This window comes from Streptomyces sp. NPDC028419, from assembly GCF_055565515.1.
Genome location: NZ_JBVHUE010000021.1, coordinates 119,766 through 145,711, shown reverse-complemented (window position 1 = coordinate 145,711; position 25,946 = coordinate 119,766). Strand labels below are relative to the sequence as shown.

At 72.2% G+C, this 25,946-nt stretch carries 26 protein-coding genes and 2 pseudogenes; 13 read left to right on the top strand and 15 right to left on the bottom strand.

Features of this window, described 5'->3' with window-relative positions:
• Nucleotides 1-75 precede the first annotated feature (75 nt).
• The 11 genes from ACZ4UB_RS24385 (at nucleotide 76) to ACZ4UB_RS24335 (ending at nucleotide 11,626) form a co-directional block, all read left to right on the top strand.
• Complete coding sequence (locus ACZ4UB_RS24385) at nucleotides 76-1,068, top strand: aldo/keto reductase (RefSeq protein ID WP_468073121.1); 993 nt, start codon at nucleotides 76-78, stop codon at nucleotides 1,066-1,068.
• 203 nt (nucleotides 1,069-1,271) lie between these two features.
• Nucleotides 1,272-2,489 (top strand): phytoene desaturase family protein, encoded by a 1,218-nt coding sequence (locus ACZ4UB_RS24380; RefSeq protein ID WP_468073119.1) that lies wholly within the window; start codon nucleotides 1,272-1,274, stop codon nucleotides 2,487-2,489.
• 28 nt (nucleotides 2,490-2,517) lie between these two features.
• Nucleotides 2,518-3,174, top strand: a complete 657-nt coding sequence (locus ACZ4UB_RS24375) for a thermostable hemolysin (protein ID WP_468073117.1) — start codon at nucleotides 2,518-2,520, stop codon at nucleotides 3,172-3,174.
• A complete protein-coding gene (locus ACZ4UB_RS24370) occupies nucleotides 3,164-4,774 on the top strand; it encodes an AMP-binding protein (RefSeq protein ID WP_468073115.1) in 1,611 nt (536 codons plus the stop codon). The genes ACZ4UB_RS24375 and ACZ4UB_RS24370 overlap by 11 nt, the downstream gene beginning before the upstream one ends.
• Nucleotides 4,771-5,682, top strand: a complete 912-nt coding sequence (locus ACZ4UB_RS24365) for a TauD/TfdA family dioxygenase (protein WP_468073113.1) — start codon at nucleotides 4,771-4,773, stop codon at nucleotides 5,680-5,682. The genes ACZ4UB_RS24370 and ACZ4UB_RS24365 overlap by 4 nt, the downstream gene beginning before the upstream one ends.
• A 60-nt stretch (nucleotides 5,683-5,742) precedes the next feature.
• Nucleotides 5,743-7,290 (top strand): MFS transporter, encoded by a 1,548-nt coding sequence (locus ACZ4UB_RS24360; protein WP_468073111.1) that lies wholly within the window; start codon nucleotides 5,743-5,745, stop codon nucleotides 7,288-7,290.
• Between the two features lie 36 nt (nucleotides 7,291-7,326).
• Nucleotides 7,327-7,911 (top strand): cupin domain-containing protein, encoded by a 585-nt coding sequence (locus ACZ4UB_RS24355; RefSeq protein WP_468073109.1) that lies wholly within the window; start codon nucleotides 7,327-7,329, stop codon nucleotides 7,909-7,911.
• A 129-nt stretch (nucleotides 7,912-8,040) separates the two neighbouring features.
• The gene (locus tag ACZ4UB_RS24350; protein WP_330335530.1) at nucleotides 8,041-8,511 is read left to right on the top strand and encodes an ester cyclase; all 471 of its coding nucleotides are present in this window, start codon (nucleotides 8,041-8,043) and stop codon (nucleotides 8,509-8,511) included.
• A 195-nt stretch (nucleotides 8,512-8,706) separates the two neighbouring features.
• Nucleotides 8,707-10,224, top strand: coding sequence for a DHA2 family efflux MFS transporter permease subunit (locus tag ACZ4UB_RS24345; protein WP_468073106.1), 1,518 nt, complete (start codon nucleotides 8,707-8,709; stop codon nucleotides 10,222-10,224).
• A gap of 155 nt (nucleotides 10,225-10,379) precedes the next feature.
• Nucleotides 10,380-10,982, top strand: a complete 603-nt coding sequence (locus tag ACZ4UB_RS24340; RefSeq protein ID WP_468073104.1) for a dTDP-4-dehydrorhamnose 3,5-epimerase family protein — start codon at nucleotides 10,380-10,382, stop codon at nucleotides 10,980-10,982.
• Nucleotides 10,979-11,626, top strand: coding sequence for an NADPH-dependent F420 reductase (locus ACZ4UB_RS24335; protein ID WP_468073102.1), 648 nt, complete (start codon nucleotides 10,979-10,981; stop codon nucleotides 11,624-11,626). The genes ACZ4UB_RS24340 and ACZ4UB_RS24335 overlap by 4 nt, the downstream gene beginning before the upstream one ends.
• A 105-nt stretch (nucleotides 11,627-11,731) precedes the next feature.
• Here the strand turns inward: ACZ4UB_RS24335 and rfbD are convergent, their stop codons facing one another.
• Genes rfbD through ACZ4UB_RS24320 form a run of 3 tightly spaced genes read right to left on the bottom strand, consistent with a single transcriptional unit; the run spans nucleotide 11,732 to nucleotide 14,681 of the window.
• A complete protein-coding gene (gene rfbD, locus ACZ4UB_RS24330; RefSeq protein WP_468073100.1) occupies nucleotides 11,732-12,622 on the bottom strand; it encodes a dTDP-4-dehydrorhamnose reductase in 891 nt (296 codons plus the stop codon).
• The gene (gene rfbB, locus ACZ4UB_RS24325; RefSeq protein WP_468073098.1) at nucleotides 12,619-13,617 is read right to left on the bottom strand and encodes a dTDP-glucose 4,6-dehydratase; all 999 of its coding nucleotides are present in this window, start codon (nucleotides 13,615-13,617) and stop codon (nucleotides 12,619-12,621) included. The genes rfbD and rfbB overlap by 4 nt, the downstream gene beginning before the upstream one ends.
• Nucleotides 13,614-14,681 carry a glucose-1-phosphate thymidylyltransferase gene (locus tag ACZ4UB_RS24320; protein WP_468073096.1) on the bottom strand — a complete coding sequence of 356 codons (1,068 nt, stop codon included), beginning with the start codon at nucleotides 14,679-14,681 and terminating at the stop codon, nucleotides 13,614-13,616. The genes rfbB and ACZ4UB_RS24320 overlap by 4 nt, the downstream gene beginning before the upstream one ends.
• A gap of 160 nt (nucleotides 14,682-14,841) precedes the next feature.
• On the opposite strand from ACZ4UB_RS24320, the gene ACZ4UB_RS24315 reads away from it, so the two are divergent.
• A complete protein-coding gene (locus tag ACZ4UB_RS24315; RefSeq protein WP_468073094.1) occupies nucleotides 14,842-15,267 on the top strand; it encodes an ester cyclase in 426 nt (141 codons plus the stop codon).
• A 36-nt stretch (nucleotides 15,268-15,303) separates the two neighbouring features.
• On the opposite strand, the gene ACZ4UB_RS24310 is transcribed toward ACZ4UB_RS24315, so the two are convergent.
• From ACZ4UB_RS24310 to ACZ4UB_RS24295, 4 genes are all read right to left on the bottom strand, one after another.
• On the bottom strand, nucleotides 15,304-16,311 hold the full coding sequence (locus ACZ4UB_RS24310; protein WP_468073092.1) for a hypothetical protein: 1,008 nt from the start codon (nucleotides 16,309-16,311) through the stop codon (nucleotides 15,304-15,306).
• A 143-nt stretch (nucleotides 16,312-16,454) separates the two neighbouring features.
• Nucleotides 16,455-16,706 (bottom strand): hypothetical protein, encoded by a 252-nt coding sequence (locus ACZ4UB_RS24305; RefSeq protein WP_468073090.1) that lies wholly within the window; start codon nucleotides 16,704-16,706, stop codon nucleotides 16,455-16,457.
• Nucleotides 16,707-16,823: 117 nt separating this feature from the next.
• A complete protein-coding gene (locus ACZ4UB_RS24300) occupies nucleotides 16,824-17,021 on the bottom strand; it encodes a hypothetical protein (protein WP_468073088.1) in 198 nt (65 codons plus the stop codon).
• Nucleotides 17,022-17,031: 10 nt separating this feature from the next.
• Nucleotides 17,032-17,883 carry a DUF5753 domain-containing protein gene (locus ACZ4UB_RS24295; protein ID WP_468073086.1) on the bottom strand — a complete coding sequence of 284 codons (852 nt, stop codon included), beginning with the start codon at nucleotides 17,881-17,883 and terminating at the stop codon, nucleotides 17,032-17,034.
• Between the two features lie 241 nt (nucleotides 17,884-18,124).
• On the opposite strand from ACZ4UB_RS24295, the gene ACZ4UB_RS24290 reads away from it, so the two are divergent.
• Nucleotides 18,125-18,622, top strand: coding sequence for an ATP-binding protein (locus tag ACZ4UB_RS24290; RefSeq protein WP_468073084.1), 498 nt, complete (start codon nucleotides 18,125-18,127; stop codon nucleotides 18,620-18,622).
• A gap of 9 nt (nucleotides 18,623-18,631) precedes the next feature.
• On the opposite strand, the gene ACZ4UB_RS24285 is transcribed toward ACZ4UB_RS24290, so the two are convergent.
• The 8 genes and pseudogenes from ACZ4UB_RS24285 to ACZ4UB_RS24250 form a co-directional block, all read right to left on the bottom strand.
• Nucleotides 18,632-19,645 (bottom strand): CU044_5270 family protein, encoded by a 1,014-nt coding sequence (locus tag ACZ4UB_RS24285; protein ID WP_468073082.1) that lies wholly within the window; start codon nucleotides 19,643-19,645, stop codon nucleotides 18,632-18,634.
• Nucleotides 19,642-20,208, bottom strand: coding sequence for an RNA polymerase sigma factor (locus ACZ4UB_RS24280; protein WP_468073079.1), 567 nt, complete (start codon nucleotides 20,206-20,208; stop codon nucleotides 19,642-19,644). The genes ACZ4UB_RS24285 and ACZ4UB_RS24280 overlap by 4 nt, the downstream gene beginning before the upstream one ends.
• A 108-nt stretch (nucleotides 20,209-20,316) precedes the next feature.
• Nucleotides 20,317-20,685, bottom strand: a complete 369-nt coding sequence (locus ACZ4UB_RS24275; RefSeq protein ID WP_468073077.1) for a helix-turn-helix domain-containing protein — start codon at nucleotides 20,683-20,685, stop codon at nucleotides 20,317-20,319.
• Nucleotides 20,682-21,057: pseudogene (locus ACZ4UB_RS24270) on the bottom strand (type II toxin-antitoxin system RelE/ParE family toxin). The gene ACZ4UB_RS24275 and the pseudogene ACZ4UB_RS24270 overlap by 4 nt, the downstream one beginning before the upstream one ends.
• 54 nt (nucleotides 21,058-21,111) lie before the next feature.
• Nucleotides 21,112-22,074, bottom strand: coding sequence for a Gfo/Idh/MocA family protein (locus tag ACZ4UB_RS24265; protein WP_468073075.1), 963 nt, complete (start codon nucleotides 22,072-22,074; stop codon nucleotides 21,112-21,114).
• On the bottom strand, nucleotides 22,071-23,471 hold the full coding sequence (locus tag ACZ4UB_RS24260) for an NDP-hexose 2,3-dehydratase family protein (protein WP_468073073.1): 1,401 nt from the start codon (nucleotides 23,469-23,471) through the stop codon (nucleotides 22,071-22,073). Before ACZ4UB_RS24260 ends, ACZ4UB_RS24265 begins: the two co-directional genes overlap by 4 nt.
• A 169-nt stretch (nucleotides 23,472-23,640) precedes the next feature.
• Entirely contained in the window at nucleotides 23,641-25,473 is a 1,833-nt protein-coding gene (gene cydC / locus ACZ4UB_RS24255) for a thiol reductant ABC exporter subunit CydC (RefSeq protein ID WP_468073071.1), read from the bottom strand.
• Nucleotides 25,470-25,946: pseudogene (locus ACZ4UB_RS24250) on the bottom strand (hypothetical protein); the annotation flags it as partial. The pseudogene ACZ4UB_RS24250 and the gene cydC, both read right to left, overlap by 4 nt.

Genomic DNA, 25,946 nt, shown 5'->3' with positions numbered 1-25,946 from the left:
TCTTTCATTGCTAGTTCTTTGGGCTATCACTGCTAGAGTTTCTAGGGACGAAAACTACCCGGGAAGGCGTGGACGATGCGGCAACGAAAGCTCGGCAGCCAGGGGCTGGCGGTCTCCGAGCAGGGGCTCGGATGCATGGGCATGACCTTCGCCTACGGCCCCGCCGACGACCAGGAAGCCCTGCGCACGGCGCACCGGGCCCTCGAACTCGGCGTCAACCTCCTCGACACCGCGGACTTCTACGGACCGCACTCCAACGAGGAGTTCGTCGCCCGGGTCATCGCCGGGCGCCGCGACGAGGTCGTCGTCTCCTCCAAGGTCGGCAACGAGGTCAGCCCCGACGGGCAGATCACCGGCAAGCTCAACGGCCGGCCCGAATACATCCGTTCCACCGTCGAAGGCAGCCTGCGCCGGCTCGGCACCGACCGCCTCGACCTCTACTACCTGCACCGCGTCGACCCCGCGGTACCCGTCGAGGAGAGCTTCGGCGCCCTCGCCGACCTGGTCGCCGCCGGAAAGGTCGGCTACCTCGGCATCTCCGAGGCCTCCGCCGCCACCATCCGCCGCGCCCACGCCGTCCACCCGCTGAGCGCCGTACAGACCGAGTACTCGCTCGCCACCCGCGACGTCGAGGTCAACGGGGTCCTCGACACCGTCCGCGAACTCGGCATCGGCTTCGTCGGCTACAGCCCGCTCGGCCGCGGCCTGCTCACCGGAGCCATCCGCAACCTCGACAACCTGGCCGAGCACGACTTCCGCCGGATCGCGCCGCGCTTCCAGAAGGAGAACCTCGACGCCAACCTGCACGTCGTCGAGCAGCTGGAAGCCCTCGCCGCCGCCAAGGGCATCACCACCGGCCAGCTCGCGCTGGCCTGGGTGCTGGCCCAGGGCGAGGACGTCGTGGCCATCCCCGGCACCAAGCGGGTCACCTACCTGGAAGAGAACATCGCCGCCTCCGCCGTCGCACTCGACGCGGCCGACCTCGCGGCCCTCGACCGGATCGCCCCCCACGGCAGCCTGGTGGGAGACCGCTATCCCGCGGGCGCCATGGCCACGCTCGACGGCTGAGAACGGCCCGCCGAACGGCGGCGAGACCGCGGCCGATCCGAGTGACGCCCGCGGCCAGACCGCGGCGAATCCGAGTGACGCCCGCGGCGAGACCGCGGCGAACTCGCGGCGCATCCGAGTCCCGTCCGCGGCCCATCCGAGTCCCGTCCGCGGCGAAACCGCGGCGAGTCCGCGCATCCCCAAGGTGAGTGAGTGCGATAACCATGGCGAACATCACGATCATCGGCGGCGGGCTCGCCGGTCTGACCGCGGCGATCTCCGCCGCCGAGCAGGGCGCCCGCGTCACCGTCCACGAGGCGCACGCCCACCTGGGCGGCCGCTCCCGCTCCGCCACCGGGCCCTACGTCACCAACGACGGCCCCCACACCTTCTTCGACAACGGCCCCTGCTGGAACTGGCTGCTCCAGCGCGGCCTCGCCGGCAACTACGTCCGCCTGTCCTTCCACGAGTGGACGCGGATGCGCTTTCGCCACCAGGGCAAGCTCCGCATGACCCTGCCCGGCGGCTACATGAAGATGACCTGGATGCACCGGGACATCGAGGTCCCCATCGACCGCTCCTTCCAGGACTGGGCCAGCGAACGCTTCGAGCAGCAGACCGTCAACGAAGCCCTCGGCTTCCTCGGTCCGATCCTCTTCGACGGAGACCCCGGCCGGCTCTCCGCCGCCTTCGTCTGGGAGCGGCTGCTGCGCGTCGGCACCCCCCGCTTCCCGCTCCCGAGCCGCTACTTCATCGGCGGCTGGGGCACGGTCATCGACCGCATGGAACGCCGGGCCAAGGCCCACGGCGTCGTCATCGAGACCAACTCCCGGATCACCGAACTGCCCACCGACGGCCCGGTCATCGTCGCCACCTCGCTCGCCGCCTCCCGCGGCCTGCTGGGCGACCCCACCCTCGACTGGCCCAGCGGCACCGCCGCCCTGCTCGACATGGCCGTCACCCACTCCAAGAAGGACGGCAACGTCTCCTTCGACATGGACGAGGGCGGCTTCACCTCGCAGTACTCCGACCACGACCCCTCGCTCGCGCCGAAGGGCCAGGCCCTCTTCCAGGGCCAGATGCCCATCCGCCCCGGCGAGTCCAAGGCCGAGGCCCTGGCCCGGCTCGAAAAGCTCTTCGACCTCACCACCCCCGGCTGGCGAGACCGCATCCAGTGGCGCCGCGAAGGCGTCTCCCGCGGCCGCACCGGCGCCCTCGACCTGCCCGGCCTGAGCTGGCGCGACCGCCCCGCCGTCGACCGCGGCGACGGCGTCTACCTCATCGGCGACGCCGTCGCGGCCCCCGGCATCCTCGCCGAGACCTCCATCAACAGCGCCCTGCACGCGGCGGAACTCGCCGTCCGGGCCAAGCCGATCACGCGCCGCTCGCCCGGCGTCCAGGCGGTGAGCCGGTCCGTCCTCTCGGCCCACTCGACCCTGTAACCCGACCCTGTAAGGGGGCGCACCACACATGAGAATCACGCTGTCCGAGCGCGGTACTCCGGACTGGCTGGTCGCCAGGGAGATGGCCCGCGACGTGTTCGCCCGGCAGTACCGGGCGACCATCAATCCCGACCCCGACGGCTTCCTCGCCTTCTTCGAGGAGGACGAGAACGGGCAGGAGCAGGTCCTCGCCTGCGCGGGCCTCTCCTTCCCCGAAGACGAGCCGATCCTGCTGGAGCGCTACCTCGACGCCCCGATCGAAGAGGTCATCGCGTCCGAGGTCGGCGACCCGGTCGGCCGCCACCAGGTCCTGCAGATCGGCAACATCGCCTCCGTCCGCGCCTCCGCGGGCGGCGAGATCATCAAGTCGATCCCGCTGGTCATGGCCTGCCTGGGGCGCCCGTACGCGGTGATGACGATGACCGGACGGCTCGCCGAGCTCATGCAGCGCCTCGGGTGCGTCTTCCACCCCCTCGCGGACGCCTCGCCCGACCGGCTGGAGCCGGAAGAGGTCGCCGCCTGGGGCTCGTACTACGACACCCGGCCGATGGTCGGCTACGCCAAGGCGGTCGACCAGAGCACCCTGCTGCTCGCCGCCATCGGCCGCTACTGCTTCGAATCCGTCGACATGCGGCTGCTCAGCAGCAACCGCCCGCAGGCGAAGGTGCTGAGCCGTGCCGCATGACCACCAGAGCGTCTCCCTCGCCGCGGGACTGCTGGACCGGGCCGACAGCGAAGCCGTCATGGTCCGCGTCCTGTCCGGCGACGGCGGTACGGGCGCCACCTGGAGCTACCGCGAGATCATCGGCGCGGCCCTGGTCCTCGCCGGCCAACTGGAGAGCTGGGCCGGCGCCCACGGCCGCCCCGCCCGCGTCGGGCTGCTCGCCGAGAACTCCCCCGAGTGGGTCGTCGCCGACCTCGCCGCACTCTTCGCCTCCGCCGTCGAAGTACCGGTCCCCACCGCCTTCGCCGCCGAACAGGCCGCCTCCCTCCTCGACACCGCCGACCTGTGCTACGTCGACGACGGCGGCACCCGCGCCCTGGCCCGCTGGGCCGCCGACAGCGGGCCCGGCGTGCTCCCCGAGAGCTGCCCGGTCACCACCCTCGACATCAAGGCACTGCTCGCCGAAGCCCCCGCGGGCGGCTCCCCCCGCCCGCCGGTGCCCGCCGAGGACGCCATCGTCAAGGTCATCCACACCTCCGGCACCACCTCCGCCCCCAAGGGCGTCCAGATCCGCCGCCACGGCCTGGACGCGCTCCTGACCTCCCTGCGGGCCCGCACCGAGCCCGCCATCTTCGAGCGCTACCTCTCGATCGTGCCGCTGAGCCTGCTCATCGAACAGGTCGCCGGGCTCTACATGCCCTTCCTGGCCGGCGGTTCGGTCTCCTTCCTGCCGCCCGGCACCGCGCTGGTCGGCACCGCCGCCGACGCCGCGCCCCGGATGCTCAGCCTGCTGCGCCAGGCCCGGCCCACCGCGCTCGTCGTCCCGCCGACCGTCGCGGGACTCTTCCTCGCGCTCAGCGACCAGCAGCCCGACGAGAGCGTCCCCGAGCGGCGCCGCCGGATCTTCGGCCACGAGGGCTCCGTCTTCATCGCCTGTGGCGGCGCGCCCGTCCCCGCGGAGATCCTCCAGCGCCTCGACGCCTACGGGGTCACCGTCCACGAGGGCTACGGGCTCAGCGAGAACTCCTCCGTCGTCTCCTGGAACTTCCCCGGCGAGGTCCGCTTCGGCACCGTGGGTCGCCCGCTCGACCACGTCGAGGCCGAACTCGCCGAGGACGGCGAGCTGTTGATCCGTAGCACCTCCCTCTTCGCCGGCTACTCCCGCGAGGACCCCTCCAGCGTGGTCGTCGACGCACGGGGCTGGCTGCACACCGGGGACCTCGCCGAGATCGACGAGGACGGCTACCTGCGCATCACCGGCCGCAAGAAGAGCATGGTGATCACCTCCAGCGGCCGCAACGTGTCCCCCGAATGGGTGGAAGCGCGCTACCGCGAACTCGGGTTCATCCGCGAGGCCGCCATCGTCGCCGACGGACTCGACCAGGTGCACGGCCTCTTCGTCATCGAGGCGGGCCTCGACCGGGACACCGCCCGCGAGCGCATCGACGCCTTCGGCAAGGAACGCCTCTCCGGCATCGAGCGCGCCGCCGTCGTCCACCTCATGTCCGAGGACGACCCCGACTACGCCACCTGCTTCACCGTCACCGGGCGCCCGCGCCGTGACGTCATCCGCGCCCACGTGCTGCGCCACGACGAGGACACGACCAAGGAGAAGGCATGAGCACCGCAGTGAAGACCACCCCCTACGGCACCGGCAGCGGCCTGCTGGTGGAACCCGTCGAGGGCGGCAGCCTCGCGGACGTCGACCCCAAGATCCTGCGCGACCTGCTCGCCGAGGCGGGATTCCTGCTCCTGCGTGGATTCACCCCCTCCGACATGGACTCCTTCACCGCCCTGGTGCAGTCCACCTCCACCTCCACCACCCTCGACCCGGCCCGCGACTTCTACTCCGAGGTCGCACAGAAGGTCGACGCCGGATTCGCCGAGGTCGGCCTGCACACCGAGAACGGCAACAGCCCCTTCCGCGCCCACGTCGCCTGGTTCTTCTGCGAGAAGGCCGCCTCCTCCGGCTCCCAGACCACCGTCTGCGACGGCTACCGCGTCTGGGACGCCCTCAGCGACGGGGCCCGCGAGGCCTTCGCCGCCCAGGACATCGTCTACAGCCGCTACGTCGGCGAGCAGCAGTGGCGCGCCATGGCCCACCACCTCCTCGGCAGGACCAAGCCCGCCGAGGACATCGCGGTGGAGGAACTCCTGGCGCTGGCCGGCCAGTTGCCCGGCACCGAAATCCAGGCCGAAGCGGACGGAGGCATCCGCTACGCTTTCCGCACCCCCGCCGCCGGGACCACGATCTTCGGCGAGCGGCGGTCCTTCGCGAACAGCATCCTCGGCCCCTCCTTCAACTACGAGAAGCCGACGATCACCTTCGCCGACGGGACCGAGCTGTCCGAGCGGCTCCTGGCCGAGGTCGAGACGGTGACCGCGCGGATCACCGAGAACCTCGAATGGCAGGACGGCGACGCCGCCGTCATCGACAACACCCGGGTCATGCACGGCCGCCGCGCCATCACCGACCCGAACCGGACCATCTACAACGCCCTGAGCTACATCGAGGCCACCGCCGCCTGACCGGACTGCGCCGCTCCCGGCCGCGGGGCCGGGAGCGGCGGGCCCACCCGAGAGGGAGCCATGAACACCGAGAAGAACGCACCCCGTCACCAGGACCGGGCACCGGCCGCCGCGTCCGCGGCGGGCCCGGGCAACGACACCCCGCCCGACCCGCGACGATGGCGCCTGCTCGTCTTCGTCGCCCTCGCCCAGTTCATGGTGCTCCTCGACACCACCGTGGTGAACCTCGCTCTGCCCGCGATCCAGTCCGACCTGAAAGCCACCGCCACCGGCATCGAATGGGTGCTGACCTCCTACATCCTGTGCTTCGGCGGCCTGATGCTGCTCGGCGGACGCACCGCCGACCGCTGGGGGCGCCGGCGCACCTTCCTGCTCGGCGCGGTCCTGTTCACCGCGGCCTCCTTACTCTGCGGCCTCGCCGACGGCACCGGCCTGCTCATCGCCGCGCGCGCCCTCCAGGGGTGTGGCGCGGCCTTCCTGTCCCCGGCCGCGATGTCCCTGGTCACCACGATCTTCCCCAAGGGCAAGGAGCGGACCACCGCCCTCGCCATCTGGGCCGCGCTGGCCGGCCTCGGCGGCACCCTCGGCGTCATCGCGGGCGGCCTGATCACCGACAGCCTGAACTGGCGCTGGATCTTCTACATCAACATCCCCTTCGGGGTCGTCGCCGTGATCGGCGTGCTGGTCCTGGCGAGCGGCCGCACCGAGGCCAGGAGCGAGTCCACCCCCGACATCCTGGGCGCCGTCGCCGTCACCGGGGGCCTGGCCTCCCTCGTGTACGCCATCGTCAACATCCAGGACAAGGGCTGGGGTTCGATCCCGTACGTCATCGCCCCGGCCGTCGCCGCGGTGGCGCTCCTGGTCGGCTTCGTCGTGGTCGAGCGCAAGGTCGCCGACCCGCTGATGCCGCTCCAGCTCTTCGCCACCCGCTCCCTGGTCACCGCCGGCCTCGGCCGCATCCTGACCAGCGGGGTGCAGGCCTCCGTGCTCTTCCTGAGCAGCTACTACCTCCAGCGCACCCTGGGCTACTCCACCCTCAAGTCGGGCTTCGCCTTCCTGCCGCTCGGCGTGATCGCCATCCTGATCACCGCCCCGGCCACCCGGATCATGCACAAGTCCGGCCCCCGCCCCGTCTACCTCTTCGGCGCGATCGGCTCCGTCCTCGGACTGATCCTGCTCACCCGGGCCCCGCACGACGGGAACTACCTCCTCGACGTGCTGCCCGCGCTGCTGATCCTGGGCGCCTCCATGCAGTGCTGCGGCATCCCGGTCAACGTCCACGGGGTGTCCGACATCCCGCAGGAGCAGCAGGGCATCGCCTCCGGAGTACTGGTCGCCGCCTTCCAGGTCGGAGCCTCGCTCGGCGTCGCGACCGTGGCCACCAGCGCCATGACCCGCACCACCGGCGAACTCGCCGACGGGCGGCTCCCGGCCATCGCCTGGGTGGACGGACTGCACCTGGGCTTCTGGATCGCGGTGGGCATCGGCGTACTGAACCTGCTCAACGCCTTCTTCGGACTCCCCGGACGGCGCCGGACGCGGACCCCCGCCGCGCTCACCTCCACCTCCACCGCGACCTCCACCGCCCCGAGCACCACCAGCGTCTGACCGACGACCGACCACCCCTGATCAGAGAGGCATCCGATGGCCCGCCCCGGAGACACCCTCCAGCTCGGACAGGACAAGCTCACCTTCCTGACCACCTCGTCCCAGACGAACGGCGCCTACGTGGAGGTCGAGGTCGAGTACGCCCCGACCGTCCTGAAGCCGCCCGTCCACTACCACCCCAGGCAGACCGAGACCATGCGGGTGCGCGGCGGCCGCATCGTCATCCAGCTGAACGGGGTCGAGCACGAGTACCCCGAGGGCAGCGAGTTCTACATCCCGCCGGGCGTGCCGCACTCCATGTGGAACCCGGGTCCCGAGACCACCCGGATGGTCTGGCGCACCACCCCCGCCTACCAGACCGAGCGCGTCTTCGAGACGCTGTGGGGCCTGGCCAACGAGGGCAGGCTCACGGCGGCCGGCCCCAAGCTCCAGATGCCGCTGCTCGCGCTCGGCTTCCGGGACGAGTACCGGGTGATCACCGGCCGGCCCTACGCCCTGGACATGGCCCTGTGCACCCTGCTCGCGCCGGTCGGCCTGGCCTGCGGCTACCGGCCGTTCTACAAGCCCCCGCAGCAGCAGCGCAGCCAGCCGGTGGCGGCGGGCGCCCGACCGGGGGCCTGACCCGCGCCCCGCGGCGCGGGCCCGACCGGCCTGACCGACCGGCCCGTCCGGCCTGACGTTCGAGCCGTACGCGAGGTCGCGGCCCTAGCGTCTGCGACATCAAGCCGGTCGACGCGTGGAGGAACGGTCATGGCCACCGAACAGCACGAATTCACCCTGCCCGGTGCGGATCTCCCGCAGCCCGACGCCGACCTGCGCAAGCGCCGCGAAGCGGTCGTCCTCGCGCACACCGTCGCCGAGATCGCCTGGGACATCGACGGCGTCCTCGCCACCTTCCCGCGCGGCGGCATCTACCGCATCCAGGCCTTCGAAGAGGGCCCGCTGATCGGCGAAGAAGCCATCAAGAAGGGCTACTTCGCCGACCTCAAGGCGGCCTTCCCGAACCTGGAGCACGACCTGCACCACGTCCACCACACCCCCACCGCCGTGATCCTGGAGGCCCAGGCCCGCGGCAAGCAGGAAGCGGACTACCGGGGCATACCCAACCTCGGCAAGTCCATCGACGCCCCCGTCGCGGTGTTCTTCCACTTCGACGGGGACGTCCTGGTCGACGAGACGCTGTACTTCGACATGGCGACCTTCCAGCGCCAGCTGGGCTGACCTCCCGCACGCGCACGCGCCCGACCCGAGCCACCCTCCCCTTCCGGGGAGGGTGGCTCCGCGCGTCCGTGGGTCCACCACGAATCGAGGAGGGCTGTAGTCCGGTTCCGTAGCGTCGTGAGCGCCGAAACGGCCTGTGTCACGGATGAGTTATGAGCATCTCCTACTGACATTGCCTCCAGAAAGGATGCTCGGATGAGCACCGTCAACCCCCCAGCCTCGGCCGGTGGAGCAAAGGGGGTGGTCTTCTGGGCCATCCTCACCACGAGCCTCGCCTCCTTCATGGCAGGGCTGGACAACCTCGTGATCATCACGGCGCTGCCCACCATCCGCGAGAAACTCGGCGGCAGCCTCACGGATCTCGAATGGACGGTCAACGCCTACACCCTGTCCTTCGCGGTCCTGATGATGTTCGGTGCCGCGCTCGGTGACCGCTTCGGCCGTCGCCGGATGTTCGTCCTCGGCCTGTTGCTCTTCACGGGCGCCTCGGCCGCCGCGGCGCTCGCGCCCGGCATCAACGAACTCATCGCCTTCCGCGCCGTCCAGGGCGCCGGCGCGGCCATCATCATGCCGCTGTCGGTCACCCTGCTGACCGCCGCCGTCCCCGCCGAGAAGCGCGGTACGGCGCTCGGCATCTGGGGCGCCGTCAACGGCCTGTCGATCGCGGCCGGCCCGCTCGTCGGCGGTGCGATCGTCGAGCACCTGTCCTGGCAGTGGATCTTCTGGCTGAACGTCCCGATCGGCCTGGCCCTGGCCCCGATCTCCTGGCGCAAGCTCAAGGAGAGCAAGGTCGCGGGCTCGCGGCTCGACGCCGTCGGCACCATCCTCGCCAGCATCGGCCTCTTCGGCATCGTCCTCGGCCTGATCAAGGGCCACGGGGACGGCTGGACCTCTCCCGTCGTCCTCGGCTCCCTCATCGGCGGCGTGGTCGTGATGGCCGTCTTCGTGGTCTGGGAGAACAAGACCGAGCACCCGATGGTCCCCATGCGCCTCTTCAAGATCCGGGCGTTCACCGCGATCAACCTCGCCGGCACCCTGATGTCGGTCGGCATGTTCGGCGCCATCTTCCTGATGACCCAGTTCCTCCAGAGCATCCAGGGCTACAGCGCCATGGAGGCCGGCGTCCGGCTGCTGGCCTGGACCGCGATGCCGATGGTCGTCGCCCCGATCGGCGGCATGGTCTCCGACAAGATCGGCGGCAAGCCCGTCGTCACCCTCGGCCTCGCGATGATGACCGGCGGCATGGTCTATTGGGCCTTCATCCTCGAACCGAACGTCTCCTACGTCGCCCAGCTGCCGTCCCTCATGATCTGCGGCGCCGGCATGGCCCTCTTCTACGCACCGCTGATGAACCTGACGATGGGCTCCGTCAAGGAGGAGGAGCAGGGCATCGCCTCCGGCGTCACCGCCGCCACCCGTGAGGTCGGCGCGGCGCTCGGCGTCGCGCTGCTGGCCTCCATCTTCAGCGCCAACGGCGGCTACGCCTCCCCGCAGAACTTCGTCGACGGGCTGGTCCCGGCCATGTGGGTCGGCGCCATCGGGGTCGCCCTCGCCACCCTGTCCATGCTGATCGCCCCCGGCAAGGGCAAGGGCGTCCAGCCCGAGCTCGCCGCCCCGGCGGCGCAGGGTTCCGCTCCGGTGGCACCGCCCACGGCCAAGGCCCCCGCGGCCAAGGCCGCGGCGGACAAGCCGGCTCCCGCGTCGGTGCGCTGACCGGCCGCACCCTTCCCACCGACGGCCCCCGCGTCCCGTGCGCGGGGGCCGTCGGCGTGTCCGAGCGCTCCGGCCCCGTTCGAGCGGGGCCGGAGCGGGTGCTCCGACGATCGAAGGGCCCGCTGTTCACGACTTCGACAACGAACCGAGGAAGCATGGCAATTGAGGAGATGAAGGTCCGGGACGCCTTCCGGATCACGCCGTCGCAGCTGACCGACAACCGCGGCCGCTTCTTCGAGGCCTGGCGCATCGGCGAACTCACGGAACTGAGCGGCCAGCCCTTCACCGTCAAGCAGGTCAACTTCTCGGTCTCGTCCCGCAACACCCTGCGCGGCATCCACGGCACCACCCTGCCCCCCGGCCAGGCGAAGCTCGTCACCTGCGTGCGCGGCGCCGCCCTCGACGTGGTCGTCGACCTGCGCGTCGGCTCGCCGACCTTCGGCATGTTCGACACCACCGTGCAGGAAGCGGAGTCGGGCATCGGCGTCTACCTCGCCGACGGCCTCGGGCACGCCTTCCTCGCGCTCACCGACGACACCTGCATGAACTACCTCTGCTCCGAGGAGTACGTACCGGGCACCATGGTCGACATCCAGGCCCTCGACCCGGCCCTGGGCATCCCGTGGAACACCTCCGAACCGCTCGTCAGGTCCGAGAAGGACGCCGCGGCCCCGACCCTGTCCGAGGCCGTGGCGCTGGGGCTGCTGCCCACGTACGAGCGGGCCCTCGCCTCCTACAGGCCCGGCCCCCGTCCGTGACGGACATCGCCGTCCTCGGCTCCGGGGCCGTCGGGACCAGCCTGGCCACCGGGCTGGCCACCGCCGGCCACCGGGTGCTGACCGGCACCACCCGGCCCGACCGCCCCCGCCCCGGCGACGACCCCGCGCTCGCGGCGGGCGTCCGCTTCACCGGCCACGCCGAGGCCGTCGAGAGCGCCGGGATCGTCTTCAACACCACCCCCGGCGAGGTCTCCGTCGCCCTGCTCGGCGGCCTCGAACCCGCCCTGCGCGGGCGGGTCCTGGTCGACGTGTCCAACGCCGCCGAACGCAGCCCCGAGGGCTTCCCCGTCGCGCCCCTGTACCCGCACAGCAGCCTCGCGGAGGAGATCCAGCGGGTCCTGCCGCGGACCCGGGTCGTCAAGGCCCTCAACACCATGGACCACCGGGTGATGGCCGCCCCGCGGATCCTGCCCGCCCCCGCCACGGCCTTCCTCTGCGGCGACGACCCGGGGGCCAAGGACGAGCTGGCGGCGCTACTGGTGGACCTGGGCTGGCCGCGCGAGTGGATCCTCGACCTCGGCGGCCTCTACACCGCGCGCGCCCTCGAATGGACCGTCCTGATGCTGGGCCCCTTCGTCACCCGGCACGGCTTCGTCCCGTTCGGCCTCGCCATCGCGCACTGAGCGGCTTACGTGCGCTGAGCGGCGTACGCGCACTGAGCGGCGTACGTGGGAACGGCGGCCGGGGGATCCTCCCCCGGCCGCCGCCGTGCCCGCCCGTTCCCGCCGCTACGTGGTGGCCAGCACCCGCGCGCCGGCCCTCGCCCTCAGCGCCGGCATCGCCGCCGCCAGCGCCTCGCGCCAGTCCCGGATCACCTCGATGCCGGCCGCCTCCCAACGGCCGCGTTCCAGCACGCTGTAGGCCGGGCGCCGCGCCCCCGCGGCGGGGCCGACGAGGGGCCGGACCCGTCCGGGATCCGCGCCCAGCAACCGGAACACCTCGCGGGCCAGCTCCAGCCGGGTGCAGTCGCCGCCGCTGGTGGCGTGGTAGATGCCCGGGGCCGCGCCGAGCCGGGCCGCCCGGCCGAGCGAGACGAGCCGATCGGCGACGTCCAGGCTCCAGGTGGGCTGACCCCGCTGGTCCTCGACGACGTCGACGAACTCCCGCTCCCGCTCCAGCCCGATCATCGTCGTGACGAAGTTGTCGCCGCCCTCCCCGAACAGCCAGGCCGTCCGCACGACGTACCCGGTCCACGGCAGGAGCCGCAGCACCGCCCGCTCGCCCTCCAGCTTGCTGCGCCCGTACGCGGTCCGCGGCGCCGGCGGCGCGTCCTCCGGGTACGGGACGCGCGCCTCGCCGGAGAACACGTAGTCCGTGGACAGGTGCAGCAGCAGCGCGCCGAACTCCCCGCACGCGCTCGCCAGGTGCAGCGGCGCCGCGCCGTTGACGTGCTGCGCCTGCGCCTGGTGCGTCTCGGCGGCGTCGACGTCCGTGTACGCGGCCGCGTTGACCACCACCACCGGCCGGTGCGCGGCGATCGCCGCGCGCACCGCCCGCCGGTCGCGCACGTCGAGCTCCCCGCGGCCCAGGCACACCGCCGGCTGTCCGGCCGCCTCCAGCGCCGCCCGCAGGTCCCGGCCCAGCAGCCCGTCCGCGCCCGTGACCAGCCAGTGGCTCACAGGGCGGCCTTCTGCTTGAGCGGCTCCCACCAGGCGCGGTTGTCCCGGTACCAGGCGAAGGTCTCGGCGAGGCCCTGGTCGAACTCCTTGCGGGGCCGGTAGCCCAGCTCGGTGGAGATCTTCGTGCAGTCCACCGAGTAGCGCAGGTCGTGGCCGAGCCGGTCGGCGACGTGCTCGACCCGGTCCCAGCCCGCCCCCGCCAGGTCCAGGAGCAGGGTGGTCAGCTCCTTGTTGCTCAGCTCGGTGCCACCGCCGATGTTGTACACCTCGCCCGCGCGGCCGCCCGTACGCACCAGCTCCAGGCCCTGGACGTGGTCGTCGATGTGCAACCAGTCGCGGACGTTGAGGCCCTCGCCGTAGAGCGGTACGCGCAGCCCGTCCAGCAGGTTCGTGACGAACAGCGGGATGACCTTCTCGGGGAAGTGGTGGTGCCCGTAGTTGTTCGAGCAGCGGGTCACCCGCACGTCCAGGCCGTGCGTGCGGTGGTACGACAGCGCCACCAGGTCCGAGGACGCCTTGGAGGCGGCGTACGGCGAGTTCGGCCGCAGCGGATCGGTCTCCGGCCAGGACCCCTCGGCCACCGACCCGTACACCTCGTCCGTGGACACGTGCAGGAACGGTACGGGGCCACCGGGGCGGCGCAGCGCGGCGTCCAGCAGCGTCTGCGTACCGAGCACGTTGGTGGTGATGAACTCGGCCGCGCCCAGGATGGAGCGGTCCACGTGCGACTCGGCGGCGAAGTGCACCACCTGGTCGTGCCCGGCCACCAGGTCGGCGACGAGCGCGACGTCGCAGATGTCCCCCTGGACGAACCGGAAGCCGGGATGGTCGCGCACCGGATCGAGGTTCGCGGGATTGCCCGCGTAGGTGAGCTTGTCGAGCACGGTGATCGCCACGTCCCCGGGGCCGGCGGGCCCGAGCAGCGTACGGACGTAGTGCGAACCGATGAACCCCGCCCCGCCGGTGACGAGGATGCGCGTGACGTCAGTGGTCATGAGGAGATCTGCACCTTGCTGTGGTCGCCGAGGATGAGACGGTGGGCCGCGGGGACCCGGGGGGCGGGGGTCACCTCCACGTTGCGTCCGATGATCGAGGCCTCGACGCGGCTGGCGCCCCGGACCGAGGAGCCGTCCAGGACGATGGAGAACTCGATCTCGCTGTCGGTGATCGTGCAGTCCCGGGAGATCGAGGTGAACGGCCCGATGTACGAGCCGGCGATCACGCTGCCCGCGCCGATCACGGCGGGGCCCACGATGCGCGAGTCGCTGACCTGGGCGCCCTCGTCGATCTGCACCCGGCCGATGATCTCACTCGCGGCGTCGACCAGGCCCTCGATGCGGGGCTCGGCGCGTTCCAGGACGGAACGGTTGACCTCCAGCATGTCGTTGACGTTCCCGGTGTCCTTCCAGTAACCGGAAATCGTCGTGGACCGGACGTCGAGGTCCGCGTCGATCAGCCACTGCAGGGCGTGGGTGATCTCCAGCTCGCCGCGCCAGGAGGGCTTGATGGCGCGCACGGCGTCGTGCACGGCGGGGGTGAAGAGGTAGACGCCGACGAGCGCGAGGTCGCTCTTGGGCACCTCGGGCTTCTCCTCCAGGCCCACCACCCGGCCGTCGGGGCCGAGCTCGGCGACGCCGAAGGACTTCGGGTCGGAGACCTGGGTGAGCAGGATCTGCGCGGTGGGGCGGTCCGCGCGGAAGGAGTCGACGAGGTCGGAGATCCCACCGACGATGAAGTTGTCGCCGAGGTACATGACGAAGTCCTCGTCGGCCAGGAACTCCCGGGCGATCACGACGGCGTGGGCGAGGCCCAGCGGCGCGGTCTGCGGGATGTAGGTGACCTCGATGCCGAACTTCGAGCCGTCGCCGACGGCTTCGCGGATCTCGTCGGCGGTGTCCCCGACGACGATCCCGACCTCGGTGATGCCTGCGTCCGCGATCGCTTCCAGGCCGTAGAAGAGCACCGGCTTGTTCGCCACGGGCACGAGCTGCTTGGCGGATGTGTGGGTGAGGGGGCGCAGGCGGGTTCCGGCCCCGCCGGAGAGTACGAGAGCCTTCATGGTCCAGAGGCTAGGAGCGGGCACTTGAGCCGGGCTGGGGGTCCGCCTTGAGCCGGGTCGTGGACCCGCCCCCGCTCCAGCGGGGCTCCACCGTGCATGCGGATGGTCGGTGTGCAGCGACGATCAGCGACGCGAGCCGTCACGAGAGGCAGGCACACCCATGTCGGAGAACCACCGGGACCTCGTCCAGCGCTTCGTGGACATGATCAACAGCCACGACGTGAGCACGATGGCGGAGCACACCGCCGTCGACCACATCGACCACAACCCGATCGTCGCGGACGGCATCGAGGCCAACACGGCCTTCTTCCAGTCGATCTTCGACGCCTTCCCCGACGTCAAGGTCGTCGCCCACGACCTCATCGTCGACGGCGACCGCGTCGCGGGCCGCTTCGAGTACTCGGGCACCCACCAGGGCCCCTTCTTCGGCATACCGGCCACGGGCCGCAGCCTGAACTTCCAGTCGATCGACATCTGGCGCGTCGAGAACGGCCTGCTGGCCGAGCACTGGGACCAGCTGGACGTGGCGGGCATGTTCCACCAACTGGGCGCGGACTTCTACGCGCTCCAGGGCCAGGGGGAGTAGCGCGCGGCACCGGGCAGCCGCACCACCTCTGACGGGTCACCATCCTCGGCCGTAGATCGCCCGCAGCCACGGTTCCCTGACGACGGGCATCCGCGCGAGCGTGTACCGGAACGCGTCCCTGGCCGGCTGGAACGGGCACGGCGGGTGCGGCGGCAACGGGTCGTCCCGCTCCACGCCCGCCGGTAGCCCGCCGACTGCCGGTAGCCGGGTCCGGTGCGGCGGGAAGGCGAGATCGGCCCAGAGCGCGGCATCCATGGGCACCGGCACCGCCCCGGCACGCGGCTGCCACATGTCGCCGGTCTGGGGATGGACCGGCACCAACACCAGGTCGGCGTTCGGCTCGCCGAACCCCGGTCCCGCCAGGTCCAGCCGCTTCGCACCGTCCCCGGCGGGCAGCAGCGCGTCGAGTGCCCGGCCGAGGAGCTCGGCGACCGGCCCGGGCGCCACCTCGACGGGCGCGCCCCCGGCGGCCACCACCACCTGGGCGAGGGCCACGCCCGCCGGGATGTCCCGGTACTCGCCGAGCCGGTGCCACAGCGTGCCGGTGGCCAGCAGCTCTGCCCAGTCCATGATCGGCCGCTCCGGCGGGCCGGGCAGCCGCACCACCGCCTGTGGGACGAGCCGGACGACCTGCCAGCACCCGCAGTCGTCCATCCTCGTCCCGACCGGGAGATCGCAGCCCGGGCAGGCGAGGTTCGGTCCGTCCCTGCCGTCGATCCCCCTGCAGTAGCCCCCGGCCCGCTCAAGGATCAACCTGGTGCCGCGCATGTCGCCGGGCGCGAGGAGGACGGTGCCCGACGGGCCGTCGGACAGCGCGCCGGACGGCGCGAAGCGCCCCCGCTCCGCCGCCTCGTGCGCGCCGACCTCGTCCCACTGCCGCCATGGCGGCCCGTACGGTGCGGGGTCGACGGCGTAGGACCCGGCCTCCAGCAGCGGCGGGTGCAGCCTCTCCCAGTGGGTGTCGGCCAGGTGGATCGGCAACGCCACCTCCGAAACCGCCGCCGTCAGGACCGCACCGCAGCCCGCACAACCGAACACCGCCAAGCTGTCCCCCCACGCCGTCGAAGCCCCCGCATCCCACCAAGCGGACGGACCGGGGAGCAAGGGGTTTTCGTCCACCTTCAGCGGGCCGGTCCGGGCGGGGGTGCCGTCCGGACCGGCCCGTGGAGGGGGTGTGCTCAGCCACCTCAGCGGTTGTGGTGGTGGCGGTGGTGGTGTTGGTTCTGGCCGTAGCAGTAGTACCAACCCCAGTCCCAGTTCCAGTACCAGTCGTAGCAGTAACCGCGACCGTTGTGGCTGGGTGCCATCGCCGTCGTGCTGTCGGTGTGCGCAGCGGTCGGCGCGGCGAAGGCGGTGGAGGGCAACAGGGCCCCCGCGGCGGCCAGGGCCGTCGAGGCCGTGAGTAGGGCGAAGCGCTGTTTTCGGGATGTGCGGGTCATGGTCGTTCACCTCCGGCGAGCAATGCTTTCGGTTGGGGGATCCCATGCCTCGATTTGAACCCGGCCGAGCGCGCCGCGTCATGCCCCTGGAATTCGGGGCTTGACAGATCGCCTGGCTCAGTCGGCCAGGAGGTGGTCCGCCTTGCCCGCCTTGATGTCCCGGATCAGCTGGCGGAGGGCGTCCGTGGTGTCGGTGAGGTACGCGGCCTCCGCCCCGGCGATGGCGATGTAGCTGTTGCCGTCCCCGTCCACCCCGATCCGGTAGCAGCTCGCCCCTTCGCCGCAGAACGCTTCTTCCCATGCGATGTCGGCCATCGGTTGCCTCTCAGAGTTGACGGGCCAGTTGGTGGATGAAGTCCCGGGAGGCTTCCGGTGCCAGGCTGAGACGTTCCATCCAGTCAAGTTGGGCACGGTACTTGGCCAGTTGGGCCTCGGTGTGCAGGAAGTCGGGGCCGTGCGTGCTGTCGACCTGCGCGGTGTCCAACCGCGGGACGGGGCCTTCCAGGTAGTTGACCGTCTGGCCGGCTCCGGGGAAGCCGCCGGCTTCGAAGGTCAGGACGCGCAGGACGATGTTGTCGCGCTCGGCGGCCTCGGCGAGGTGCTCCAGCTGTGCGCGAGCCACCTTGCGACCGCCGAACTGCATGCGCAGCGCCGCCTCGTGTACGACCGCCACGTAGGCGGGTGCCGATTCGCCCTCCAGTACCTGCTGACGCTCCAGCCTGTGCGCCAGCCGGAGGGCGATCTCCTTGTCGGGGAGGGTGGGTACGACGAACCGGAAGAGGGCGAGTGCGTGGTCGCTCGTCTGCAGCAGGCCCGGGACGTGTACTGAGTGCGCGCACCGCATGCGCGTGGCGTGGGACTCCAACTCGGCGATGTCCAGGACTGCGGCGGACAGCGTGCCGCGGTAGCGCTCCCACCAACCGCGCTGGCGGGGCTGGGCCATGGCGACGAGGGCGTCGACGTACGCCTCGTCCGCGCATGCGCAGTGGCAGGCGAGGGAACGCAGCCGGTCCTCGCTGATGGTCCGGACGCCTTGTTCGATGGCGGAGACCTTCGTGCGGTCGATCCCGAGCAGACCCGCGGCGGAATCGGCGGACACGTCCGCTGCCAGCCTTATGCGGCGGAGCTCGGCGCCCAGTCGCTTCTGCCGTTCTGTCGGTGCGGTGCGTGGCGGCATGGGTGCAGTCTGCCGTGCGAGCGTCCCCACGATCCACGAAGTGGGTCAATTCCCGGATCCAGGTGGCGAAAAGCCCACCGGAATCGCTACGTTAGGTAACGCACCGCTCACGCAGCGGGAGATGAAGTGCATCGCCGCAGCATGCCTCGGGCCTCGGCGACGGGCCACGCTCCTCGTCCGCGTCGGCCATTCGTGCGCGCCGAACTCGCCGTAGTCACCGTCGACCTCAGGGAGTCCCGCGATGTCCAGCCACCCCTTCACCTCCTGTCCCCCGTCCCCGCCCGCGAGCGTCGGGGGCGAGCCGCCCGCGCTGTCCACGCTCGCCTGTGGCTTCACCGTGCCCGGGGAGCCGCTCGGGGCCCAGATCGCGCGGTCGGCCGTACGGTCCGCGCTGCACGCCTACCGGCTCGATCCGCTGGCGCCCGCCGTCGTCCAGGTCGCCGGCGAACTCGTGGCCGCTGCCTGGCAGTTGGATCCCGGTCGGAGCGTGTACCTGTCCCTCCGCCATCGCGAGGACGCGCTCCGCCTGACCGCCTACGACGGCCACGTGCCGCACGCCCACCCCCGGCTCGCCGCCCACTGCGAGGCCCGGCGGCGGGCGGCGCTGCGGGTCATGGCCGCGGTGGTGCGGTCCTGCGGCGGGGCCTGGGGCTTCGGGGAGTCCCGTGAGCCCGGCGGCGGGAACCGGACCTGGGCGAGCCTGCCCCTGCGCGGCGCGGCCGACTACCTGCGCGCCTGACCAGGCGTGTTACTGGCCCGGCGCCTGGCCGGCTTCGTTCGCGATGCCCCGGGCGATGATGGCCACCGAGGTGACCGGGGTTCCGGCCTTCCCCCACGCGCTGTCCTTGAGGAGAACGGTGCGCTCACCCAGCAGGCGCATGGTGTCCTTGTCGAAGATCCATTCGGTTCGCTCGCCGTTGTGGACCCGGGCGACCGCGACGCCCTTGCGTCCGACCGCATCCCTCGCCTCGGGGACCAGTACGACGCCGGGGATACGGGCCGCGGCACGGTAGAGGGCCGCGCTCACGCCGGGTGGGGCCTCCACGGTCCGCAACAGGTCGCCGATCGCGACGAACGCTTCCTGATCGGGGCCGGTGGTGGAGTCGGAGCCCGCGCCGTGGTTGAGGCGGGCATCGGCGTAGATCGTCTCCAACAGCCGGTCGGGGTCCGTCGGAAGGGATTCGAGGAACCGGTAGGTCGGGCCGTTGAAGGTGGCCTTGGCCCCGCCCCGCGCGGGCTCCGTCGTGGTGCCTTGAGCGGTGTGCGTGACGGTGCCGGTCGATCCGTCGACGGATACCCAGTGTTCCGCCGATTCGTCGGTCCGGGCCGCGTCCATTCCGCCGTTCTCTGTCTCGGAAAGGGAGGTGGAGTATCCGGTCGTCTTCGTATAGAGGAACTGCCCGTCGCGGACGGGCGGGGCCGGGGCTGCCTGCGCCGCCAGTGCCACACGGTCCAGCAGCTGGACGGCCGCCGGTTCGGGCGGGGCGACGGCCCGACGGTCGTCGCCCGGACCGCTGAGGCCGAGGGCCACGGCCAGGGCCACTGCGCACGTCGCGGCGCCGGCCGCGAGGAGCAGAGCCTTCGCACGGCGGGGCCGCGTGCGGGTGGCGAGTGTGTCCTCGGCGGTGACGCGCATCAGGTGTTCTGCGATCCGGTGGTGCCCGTGGAACGGCAGGTCCGCGTCCGAAAGGCCGGGCAGGCGGCGGATCGCCTCCGCGGGATCGAACGGGTCGAGCCGTGCGTCCTCTTCGGCGGCGTTCACGAGTTTCCCTTCCGCAGGGCTCCGGACGTGGGGACGCGTGTCGCGGTCGGGGGCGCCGCGAGGTGATCGGCCGTGAGCGTGCGCAGGCGGGCTCGGGCGCGGGAGAGCCGGGAGCGTACGGTGCCCACCGGCACCCCGCACGCCCGCGCCACCTCGTCCTGGCTGAGGCCGGACCAGACGCACAGCAGGAGGACCTCACGGTCCGCGCGTCGGAGCTTCCGCAGCGCGGTGAGGGCGGCTGCCGTCCGGGCCGAATCGGTGATGCGGGACACGACGGCGTCCGCCAGATCGGGGACGCGATCGGGTGGCGGAAGGCGGGCCATCGCATCGCGGTGACGGCGCGCCGTCCTGCGACTGTTGCGCAGGACGTTCGTCGCGATGCCGAAGAGCCATGCCCGCGGGCTGATCACGCTATCGAGCATGTCGCGTAGCCGCCACGCCTCCAGAAAGGTGAGGGAGACGATGTCCTCGGCCCCCACGCGATCAGCGGTCATGCGGACGGCGTGCGCGTACACCGCCCCGGCATGCGCCTCGTAGAGTTCCGCGAACAGTTGGTGGTCCACGCTGGATAGTGTCCGTGCACCTCAGCCCGTTGCACGTGTCCTCGCTCACACCGCCAGGGCGCCCGTGATGTTCACGCTCGACCGCCCAACTGGACCGCTCGGCGGCGCTCAGGCTGCCGAGTGCCGTCCGGCCGACGGCGTTTCTTCGTCGTCTCGCGCGCCGTGCGGGGTGAAGACGAAGGCGGACGTGTCCCCGTCCAGATCGATGGTCAGCGACGCGTCCAGTGCCTTGGCCAGCCGGGTCAGGAGGGGCAGGGTCGGTACGGAGTCCCCGCCCTCGATGTTCGAGATCTGCGGCTGGGTCATCTCCGCCCGCCGCGCCAGCTCGGTCTGCGACAGCCCGAGCGCCGTGCGCCGGTCGTACACGGCCTGGCCGAGCGCGAACGCGTACCCGGCTTCGACGTAGGCGGCGGATTCCTCGGCCGTCTCGCCGAGGAGCTTGCGGGTACGGCGGGTCTTCCACTCGGAGTGGTTCATGGGCTCTCCCGCTCCGTCCGGTCGTAGGTGTGCTGTGCGGCGACGTGGTCAGATTCGCACGTCTTCTGGGCTTGCTGGGCGCGCTCGACCTCGGCGCCCTCGTGTTGCCTCGTTTTGCGGAACACGGTGAGCAGCACGATGCGCCGGTCGGGGGGCGAGCCAGTACGTGATCCGGACGGCGTTGCCGTCCATGGTGAAGCGCAGCTCTCGTAACTTGCCGCCGAGGTGGCGGGCGTACGGTTCCCCGAGCGTGGTCGGCTGGGCCGCGAGCATGTCGGCGGCCCGTTCCGCCTTGTCGTAGTGAGCTTCGGTGAGGAGTTCCAGCCACTGCCGGACCTCTGGTTCGATCTCAATCCGCCATGGATCACCCACACCTCGACTATACAGAAATCTGTATGCAGTGGGGCCGGTGTCTCCCGCTTGGAGTCAGTGCGCGGTCGCTGCCGTCGTCGCGATCGTTTCCATCAGGCGGGCGTGGGTGAGGATCGACTCCGTGTGCGGGGTGAAGTCCTCGGCGTGGAGGACGGCCTCGGCGAAGGTGCCCGCGATGTTCGTGAAGTGGTGGTCCGGGGAGAGGGGGATCTCCTCGGTGCCGGTCGCGCGGTCCACGCGGAGTACGGGGGTGAAGTCGTCCGGGGTGCTGAAGGCGCGCTCCAGGCGCAGGCGGCCCTCGCTGCCCCACAGGCCGTAGCCGCTGAGGTAGGCGTGCTCGACGCCGTACGCGAGGTGGGCGGCCGCGCCGGAGGGGGAGGTCAGCAGGGCGCTGCCGGCGGGCTGGGGACCGTACGCGCTGTCCGGGCGGACCTGCGCGCCGGCCACCCGAAGGTCCGGGCCGAGGAAGAGCTGGGCCGCGCGGACCGGGTACGCCGCCACCTCCGGCAGGGTGCTCGCGCGCACCCCGCCCGGGCGCAGCGGGATGCCGAACTCCGAGGTGAAGAGCTGGACCTCGCCGATCACGCCGTCCGCCACCAGCTCCCGCACCCGCGCGTGCTGCGAGTGGTGCAGGAACATGAAGGACTCCATTAACAGCAGGCCGCTCTCGCGGGCCGCGGCGACCGCCTTCTCGGCGTCCGGGAGCGAGGTGGCGAAGGGCTTCTCGCACAGTACGTGCTTGCCCGCCGCCAGCGCCCGCAGGGTCCATTCGACGTGCATCTCGGGCGGCAGCGGGATGTACACCGCGTCGACGTCCGCGCGCTCCAGGACCTTCTCGTACCCGGCCAGCGGCGCGCCGCCGAAGCGGTCCGTGAAGTGGCGGGCCTTCTCGATGGAGCGGCTGGCGATCGCGGTGATCTCCACGAGCGGCTGGCGCAGCATCGAGGGCAGCATGCGGCGGTCCGCGATGTCGGCGCAGCCCAGGACGCCGACGCGCAAGGCGTCGCGCGCGCTCACAGGGCGTACGCTCCGCCCAGCGCCCAGGCCGCCCGCAGGCTGGTCAGGAGCGTGCGGGCCTCGATGTTCAGGTAGTTGCTGTGCTTGAGGAGGCCGGCCAGCTGGCCCGCGGTCACCCACAGGAAGTCCTCCGGTACGTCGACCGGGAACTCGTCCCCGACCTCCACCAGCGCGTAGCGGTTGCCCGCGTGGTGGAAGCGGCCGCCCTCCTCGGACTGCACGGTGTCGTACAGCATCCGGGACTTCGGGGCCGAGAGCACCATGTCCAGGTAGCGCGGCTGCCGCTCGGGGGGCAGGGTCAGCGCCCGGGCCGGCTGGCACTGCACGGTCGGGCCCAGCTCGGCGACGTCCAGGACGCCGGCCTCGGAGCGGGCCTGCGCCAGCAGGTGCGGGACGCCGCCGATCCGGCGGACGACGAAGGCGGCGAGGCCCTGCTCGGCGGGGGCGAGCAGGGGCTGGGTCCAGCGCTGGACCTCGCGGTTGGCGGCGGACACCGAGGCCGCGATCACGCTGAAGTGGTGGCCGCTGGCGTGCCGGATCTCGTGGTCGGTGCGCTCCCAGCCCTGCACGCCGCCCAACGGCAGGCTGCTCTGCACCAGTTCGCGGGTGGCCTTGATCTCGGTGAGCCAGGACAGCACGTGCTCCGTCGTGTGCAGCGAGGGGCCCTCGTCCGCGAAGGTGGGGATCAGCGACAGGACGGTGCGGGCGTCCATGTTGATCACGTTGTTCTCGTAGAGCAGCTGGTGTATCTGGCCGAGGGTCAGCCACACGAAGTCCTCGTGCTCGGGTACGTCGCCCAGCGCCTCGACCACCATGTTCCGGTTCCGCTTGCGCAGGAACCAGGAGCCCTGCTCGGACTGGAGGGAGTCGAACAGCACCCGCGAGCCGACCCGCGGGGGCTTGAAGTAGTCGATGTAGTGCACGGGCGCGCCCTTGTGCACGCCGGTGTAGTTGCTGCGGGTCGCCTGCACGGTGGGGGACAGCTGCACCGTGTCGAGGTTGCCCGGCTCCATCTTGGCCTGCATCAGGCAGTGCAGGACGCCGTTGAACTCCTTGACGACGATGCCGAGGATGCCGACTTCCGGCTGGTTGATGATCGGCTGCGACCAGGACGCGCCGTGGCCGCCCCACTCGGTGCGCACCCGCAGGCCCTCGACGGAGAAGAAGCGGCCGCTGTCGTGGACGAGGTTCCCGGTGGCGTCCTCGAAGTGCCAGCCGACGAGCTCGGCGAACGGGATGCGCCGCACGTCGTAGCGGTTGGTGCGCCGCTGCTCGGCGAACCAGTCGCGGAAGACCGGGTTGGGGGTCACCGAGCTGTCGAGGGCCTGGGCCGACAGGGTGAACCGCCGCCCCAGGCTCGTGACGACGCCCGGGGGCATTGCCTGGGTGATGGTCATCGGTGGACTCCTTCGCCTTGTCCCGCGCGCCCAGGGGCAGCCGGTCGCACCACGACGATGGGGGAGCGCGATCGGCTGTGGCTGGAGAGGGCCTTGAGGTGGGGCGCACGGGGACTCGAATGGTGTGGGCTCGTGTGGCGTGTGCTCGTGTGGCGTGTGCTCGCGCGGGTCAGCCGGCCGTTGCCGCGAGCGCGGGGGAGCGGGCCGGCTCCCGTTGTGCCTCGGCGGCGCGTTCCGTGCGGTGTCGCTCCCGGTAGTGGCCCGGTGCGGCGAGGAGTTCGGCGTGCGTGCCGCGCTGGACGACGCGGCCCCCGTCCAGGACGAGGATCTCGTCCGCCGCGTCCAGACCGATCGTGCGATGGCTGATCAGCAGCACCGCGCGGTCGGGGCGCGGTGCGAGGAGCGCGGCGAGCACGGCGTCGGCCTCCCGGGGGGCGAGGGACTCGGTGGGCTCGTCCAGGACCAGGACGGCCGGATCGGCGAGCAGCGCGGCCGCGAGGCCGAGGCGCCGGCGCTCACCGCCCGAGAAGGCGGCCGCGTCCTCGCTCACCGCGGCGTCGAGCCCGCCGGGCAGCCCGCGCACCCAGTCCGCGGCTCCGGCCCGGGTCAGGGCCGCCCACAACCGGTCCTCGTCCGCGCCGGGGCGGGCCAGCAGCAGGTGTTCGCGCACGGTGCCGGCGAAGACGTGGTGGTACTGGGTCAGGCCGGCCGCCAGCCGAGGCCGCAGCGTGCCCGGTGCGAGCTCCGCGAGCGGTACGCCGCCCAGCGCGACCCGGCCCGTGGTGGGCTCCAGCAGCCCCAGGGCCAGCCCGGCGAGCGTGCTCTTCCCGGAACCGCTGGGCCCGACGAGCGCGATCCGTCGGCCCGGCGCGAGCAGGAGCCCCACCCCGGTCAGGGCGGGGCGCGCGCTGCCGGGGTGGGTGACGCCGACGTCGGTGAACTCCAGGGCGAGGGGCCCCTCGGGGAGGGGGCGGCTCTCGGTGGCCGCCGCCGGGAGGGAGTGCAGGGCGCGCAGCCGGCCCAGGGAGGTGGCCAGGCGGGTCAGGTGGTCGGCGGCGGTGCGGACGGGGGCGGCGAGGTCGAGGGTGGCCAGGGCGGTCAGGGTCAGGACGGCGGCGGTCACCGGGTCGGCGGCGCGCACGGCCGAGGCGGCCACCGCCGCCGTGGTGCCGAGCTGGACCAGGACCGCCGCGGCGGCCAGTACGGCCGCGGTGCGGGCGGCGGCCCGCTCGCCGCGGGCCACGGCGCGCGAGGCGGCCCGCTCGCCCCGCGCCACCCGCTCCGTCGCCCCGCACAGGGCGAGGTCCTCCGCGCCCTCGACCACGTCCACGGTGCGCGCGGCCAGTTCGGCCCGGGCCGCCGACAGCCGGGCCGCCGTACGTCGCCCGGTCAGCGCGGTCAGCAGCGGCAGCGCCACGCAGGCCAGCAGCAGCCCCGCGGCCAGCGCCCACCCGGCGGCGGGCAGCACCAGCGCGGCCCACACCGTGACCCCGCCGCCCACCAACAGCGCGGTCAGTAGCGGCAGGGCCACCCGCAGCAGCGCGTCCTGCACCGCGTCCGCGTCGGCGACGAGCCGGTTCAGCAGCTCGCCGCGGCTGAACGCCCGTAGCCCGTACGGCGCGTGCGGCGCCAGCAGCGTCAGCAGTCGCCCCCGCAGCCGCTCCATGATCCGCAGGGTCGCGTCGTGGCCCCACAGTCGTTCGGCGTAGCGCAGCGCGCCCCGACCGAGGGCGAAGGCGCGCACCGCGACCACCGCGACCATCAGGGCGCCGAGCGGCGGCTGTTGTGAGGCCCGGCAGATCAACCAGGTCGCGCTCGCGGTCAGGGCGATGGCACACGCCTCACCGAGCGCGGCGGCGAGCGCGGCGAGGGCTAGGCGCCCGGCCTGGGCGGTGGTCGCATGCGGGGTCGGGTCGTGGCCCGGGGTCGGGCCCGGGGCCGGGGCGGGGTCGGGGACCCGGCCGGGGGCCGGATCCGGGGCGGGCGCCGCGGGCGGGGTCATGGGCGGATCTCCTCGGGAGCGAGGGCGAGGGCGAGGGCGCGTGCCGCGCCGCACGTGGGCCCGGCGGGCCGGGCGGACGCGGGCCCGGCGGCCCTGGCCCGGGCCGCGTTCCCGGCCGGAAGGGGCAACGCCGTGACCGGGGCCGGGGCCCGAGGCGGGTTCGGGGTCGGGACCTGGGCCGGGGCCGGGTCCGGGGTCGCGGTCGGGACCTGGACCCGGGGCGGGACCTGGTCCGGGGTCGGGTCCGGGGTCGGGACCTGGACCGTGTTCGGGACCTGGACCCGGGGCGGGACCTGGTCCGGGGTCGGGTCCGGGGTCGGGACCTGGACCGTGTTCGGGACCTGGACCTGGACCTGGACCGGGGCCGGGTCCGGGGTCGTGTTCGTGTTCGGGGTCGGGGTCGCGGTCGCGGTCGGGACCTGGATCGGGGTCGCGACCTGGACCGGGTTCGGGACCTGGACCTGGACCGGGTG

Coding starts and splice junctions, on each gene's coding strand:
- ACZ4UB_RS24305 (WP_468073090.1), bottom strand. CDS start 16,706: ATGACCCGCACATCCCGAAAACAGCGCTTCGCCCTACTCACGGCCTCG.
- ACZ4UB_RS24385 (WP_468073121.1), top strand. CDS start 76: ATGCGGCAACGAAAGCTCGGCAGCCAGGGGCTGGCGGTCTCCGAGCAG.
- rfbB (WP_468073098.1), bottom strand. CDS start 13,617: ATGACCACTGACGTCACGCGCATCCTCGTCACCGGCGGGGCGGGGTTC.
- ACZ4UB_RS24320 (WP_468073096.1), bottom strand. CDS start 14,681: ATGAAGGCTCTCGTACTCTCCGGCGGGGCCGGAACCCGCCTGCGCCCC.
- ACZ4UB_RS24380 (WP_468073119.1), top strand. CDS start 1,272: ATGGCGAACATCACGATCATCGGCGGCGGGCTCGCCGGTCTGACCGCG.
- ACZ4UB_RS24350 (WP_330335530.1), top strand. CDS start 8,041: ATGGCCACCGAACAGCACGAATTCACCCTGCCCGGTGCGGATCTCCCG.
- ACZ4UB_RS24345 (WP_468073106.1), top strand. CDS start 8,707: ATGAGCACCGTCAACCCCCCAGCCTCGGCCGGTGGAGCAAAGGGGGTG.
- ACZ4UB_RS24300 (WP_468073088.1), bottom strand. CDS start 17,021: ATGGCCGACATCGCATGGGAAGAAGCGTTCTGCGGCGAAGGGGCGAGC.
- ACZ4UB_RS24365 (WP_468073113.1), top strand. CDS start 4,771: ATGAGCACCGCAGTGAAGACCACCCCCTACGGCACCGGCAGCGGCCTG.
- ACZ4UB_RS24355 (WP_468073109.1), top strand. CDS start 7,327: ATGGCCCGCCCCGGAGACACCCTCCAGCTCGGACAGGACAAGCTCACC.
- ACZ4UB_RS24315 (WP_468073094.1), top strand. CDS start 14,842: ATGTCGGAGAACCACCGGGACCTCGTCCAGCGCTTCGTGGACATGATC.
- ACZ4UB_RS24290 (WP_468073084.1), top strand. CDS start 18,125: ATGTCCAGCCACCCCTTCACCTCCTGTCCCCCGTCCCCGCCCGCGAGC.
- ACZ4UB_RS24360 (WP_468073111.1), top strand. CDS start 5,743: ATGAACACCGAGAAGAACGCACCCCGTCACCAGGACCGGGCACCGGCC.
- ACZ4UB_RS24295 (WP_468073086.1), bottom strand. CDS start 17,883: ATGCCGCCACGCACCGCACCGACAGAACGGCAGAAGCGACTGGGCGCC.
- ACZ4UB_RS24340 (WP_468073104.1), top strand. CDS start 10,380: ATGGCAATTGAGGAGATGAAGGTCCGGGACGCCTTCCGGATCACGCCG.
- ACZ4UB_RS24275 (WP_468073077.1), bottom strand. CDS start 20,685: ATGAACCACTCCGAGTGGAAGACCCGCCGTACCCGCAAGCTCCTCGGC.
- ACZ4UB_RS24375 (WP_468073117.1), top strand. CDS start 2,518: ATGAGAATCACGCTGTCCGAGCGCGGTACTCCGGACTGGCTGGTCGCC.
- ACZ4UB_RS24260 (WP_468073073.1), bottom strand. CDS start 23,471: ATGACCATCACCCAGGCAATGCCCCCGGGCGTCGTCACGAGCCTGGGG.
- cydC (WP_468073071.1), bottom strand. CDS start 25,473: ATGACCCCGCCCGCGGCGCCCGCCCCGGATCCGGCCCCCGGCCGGGTC.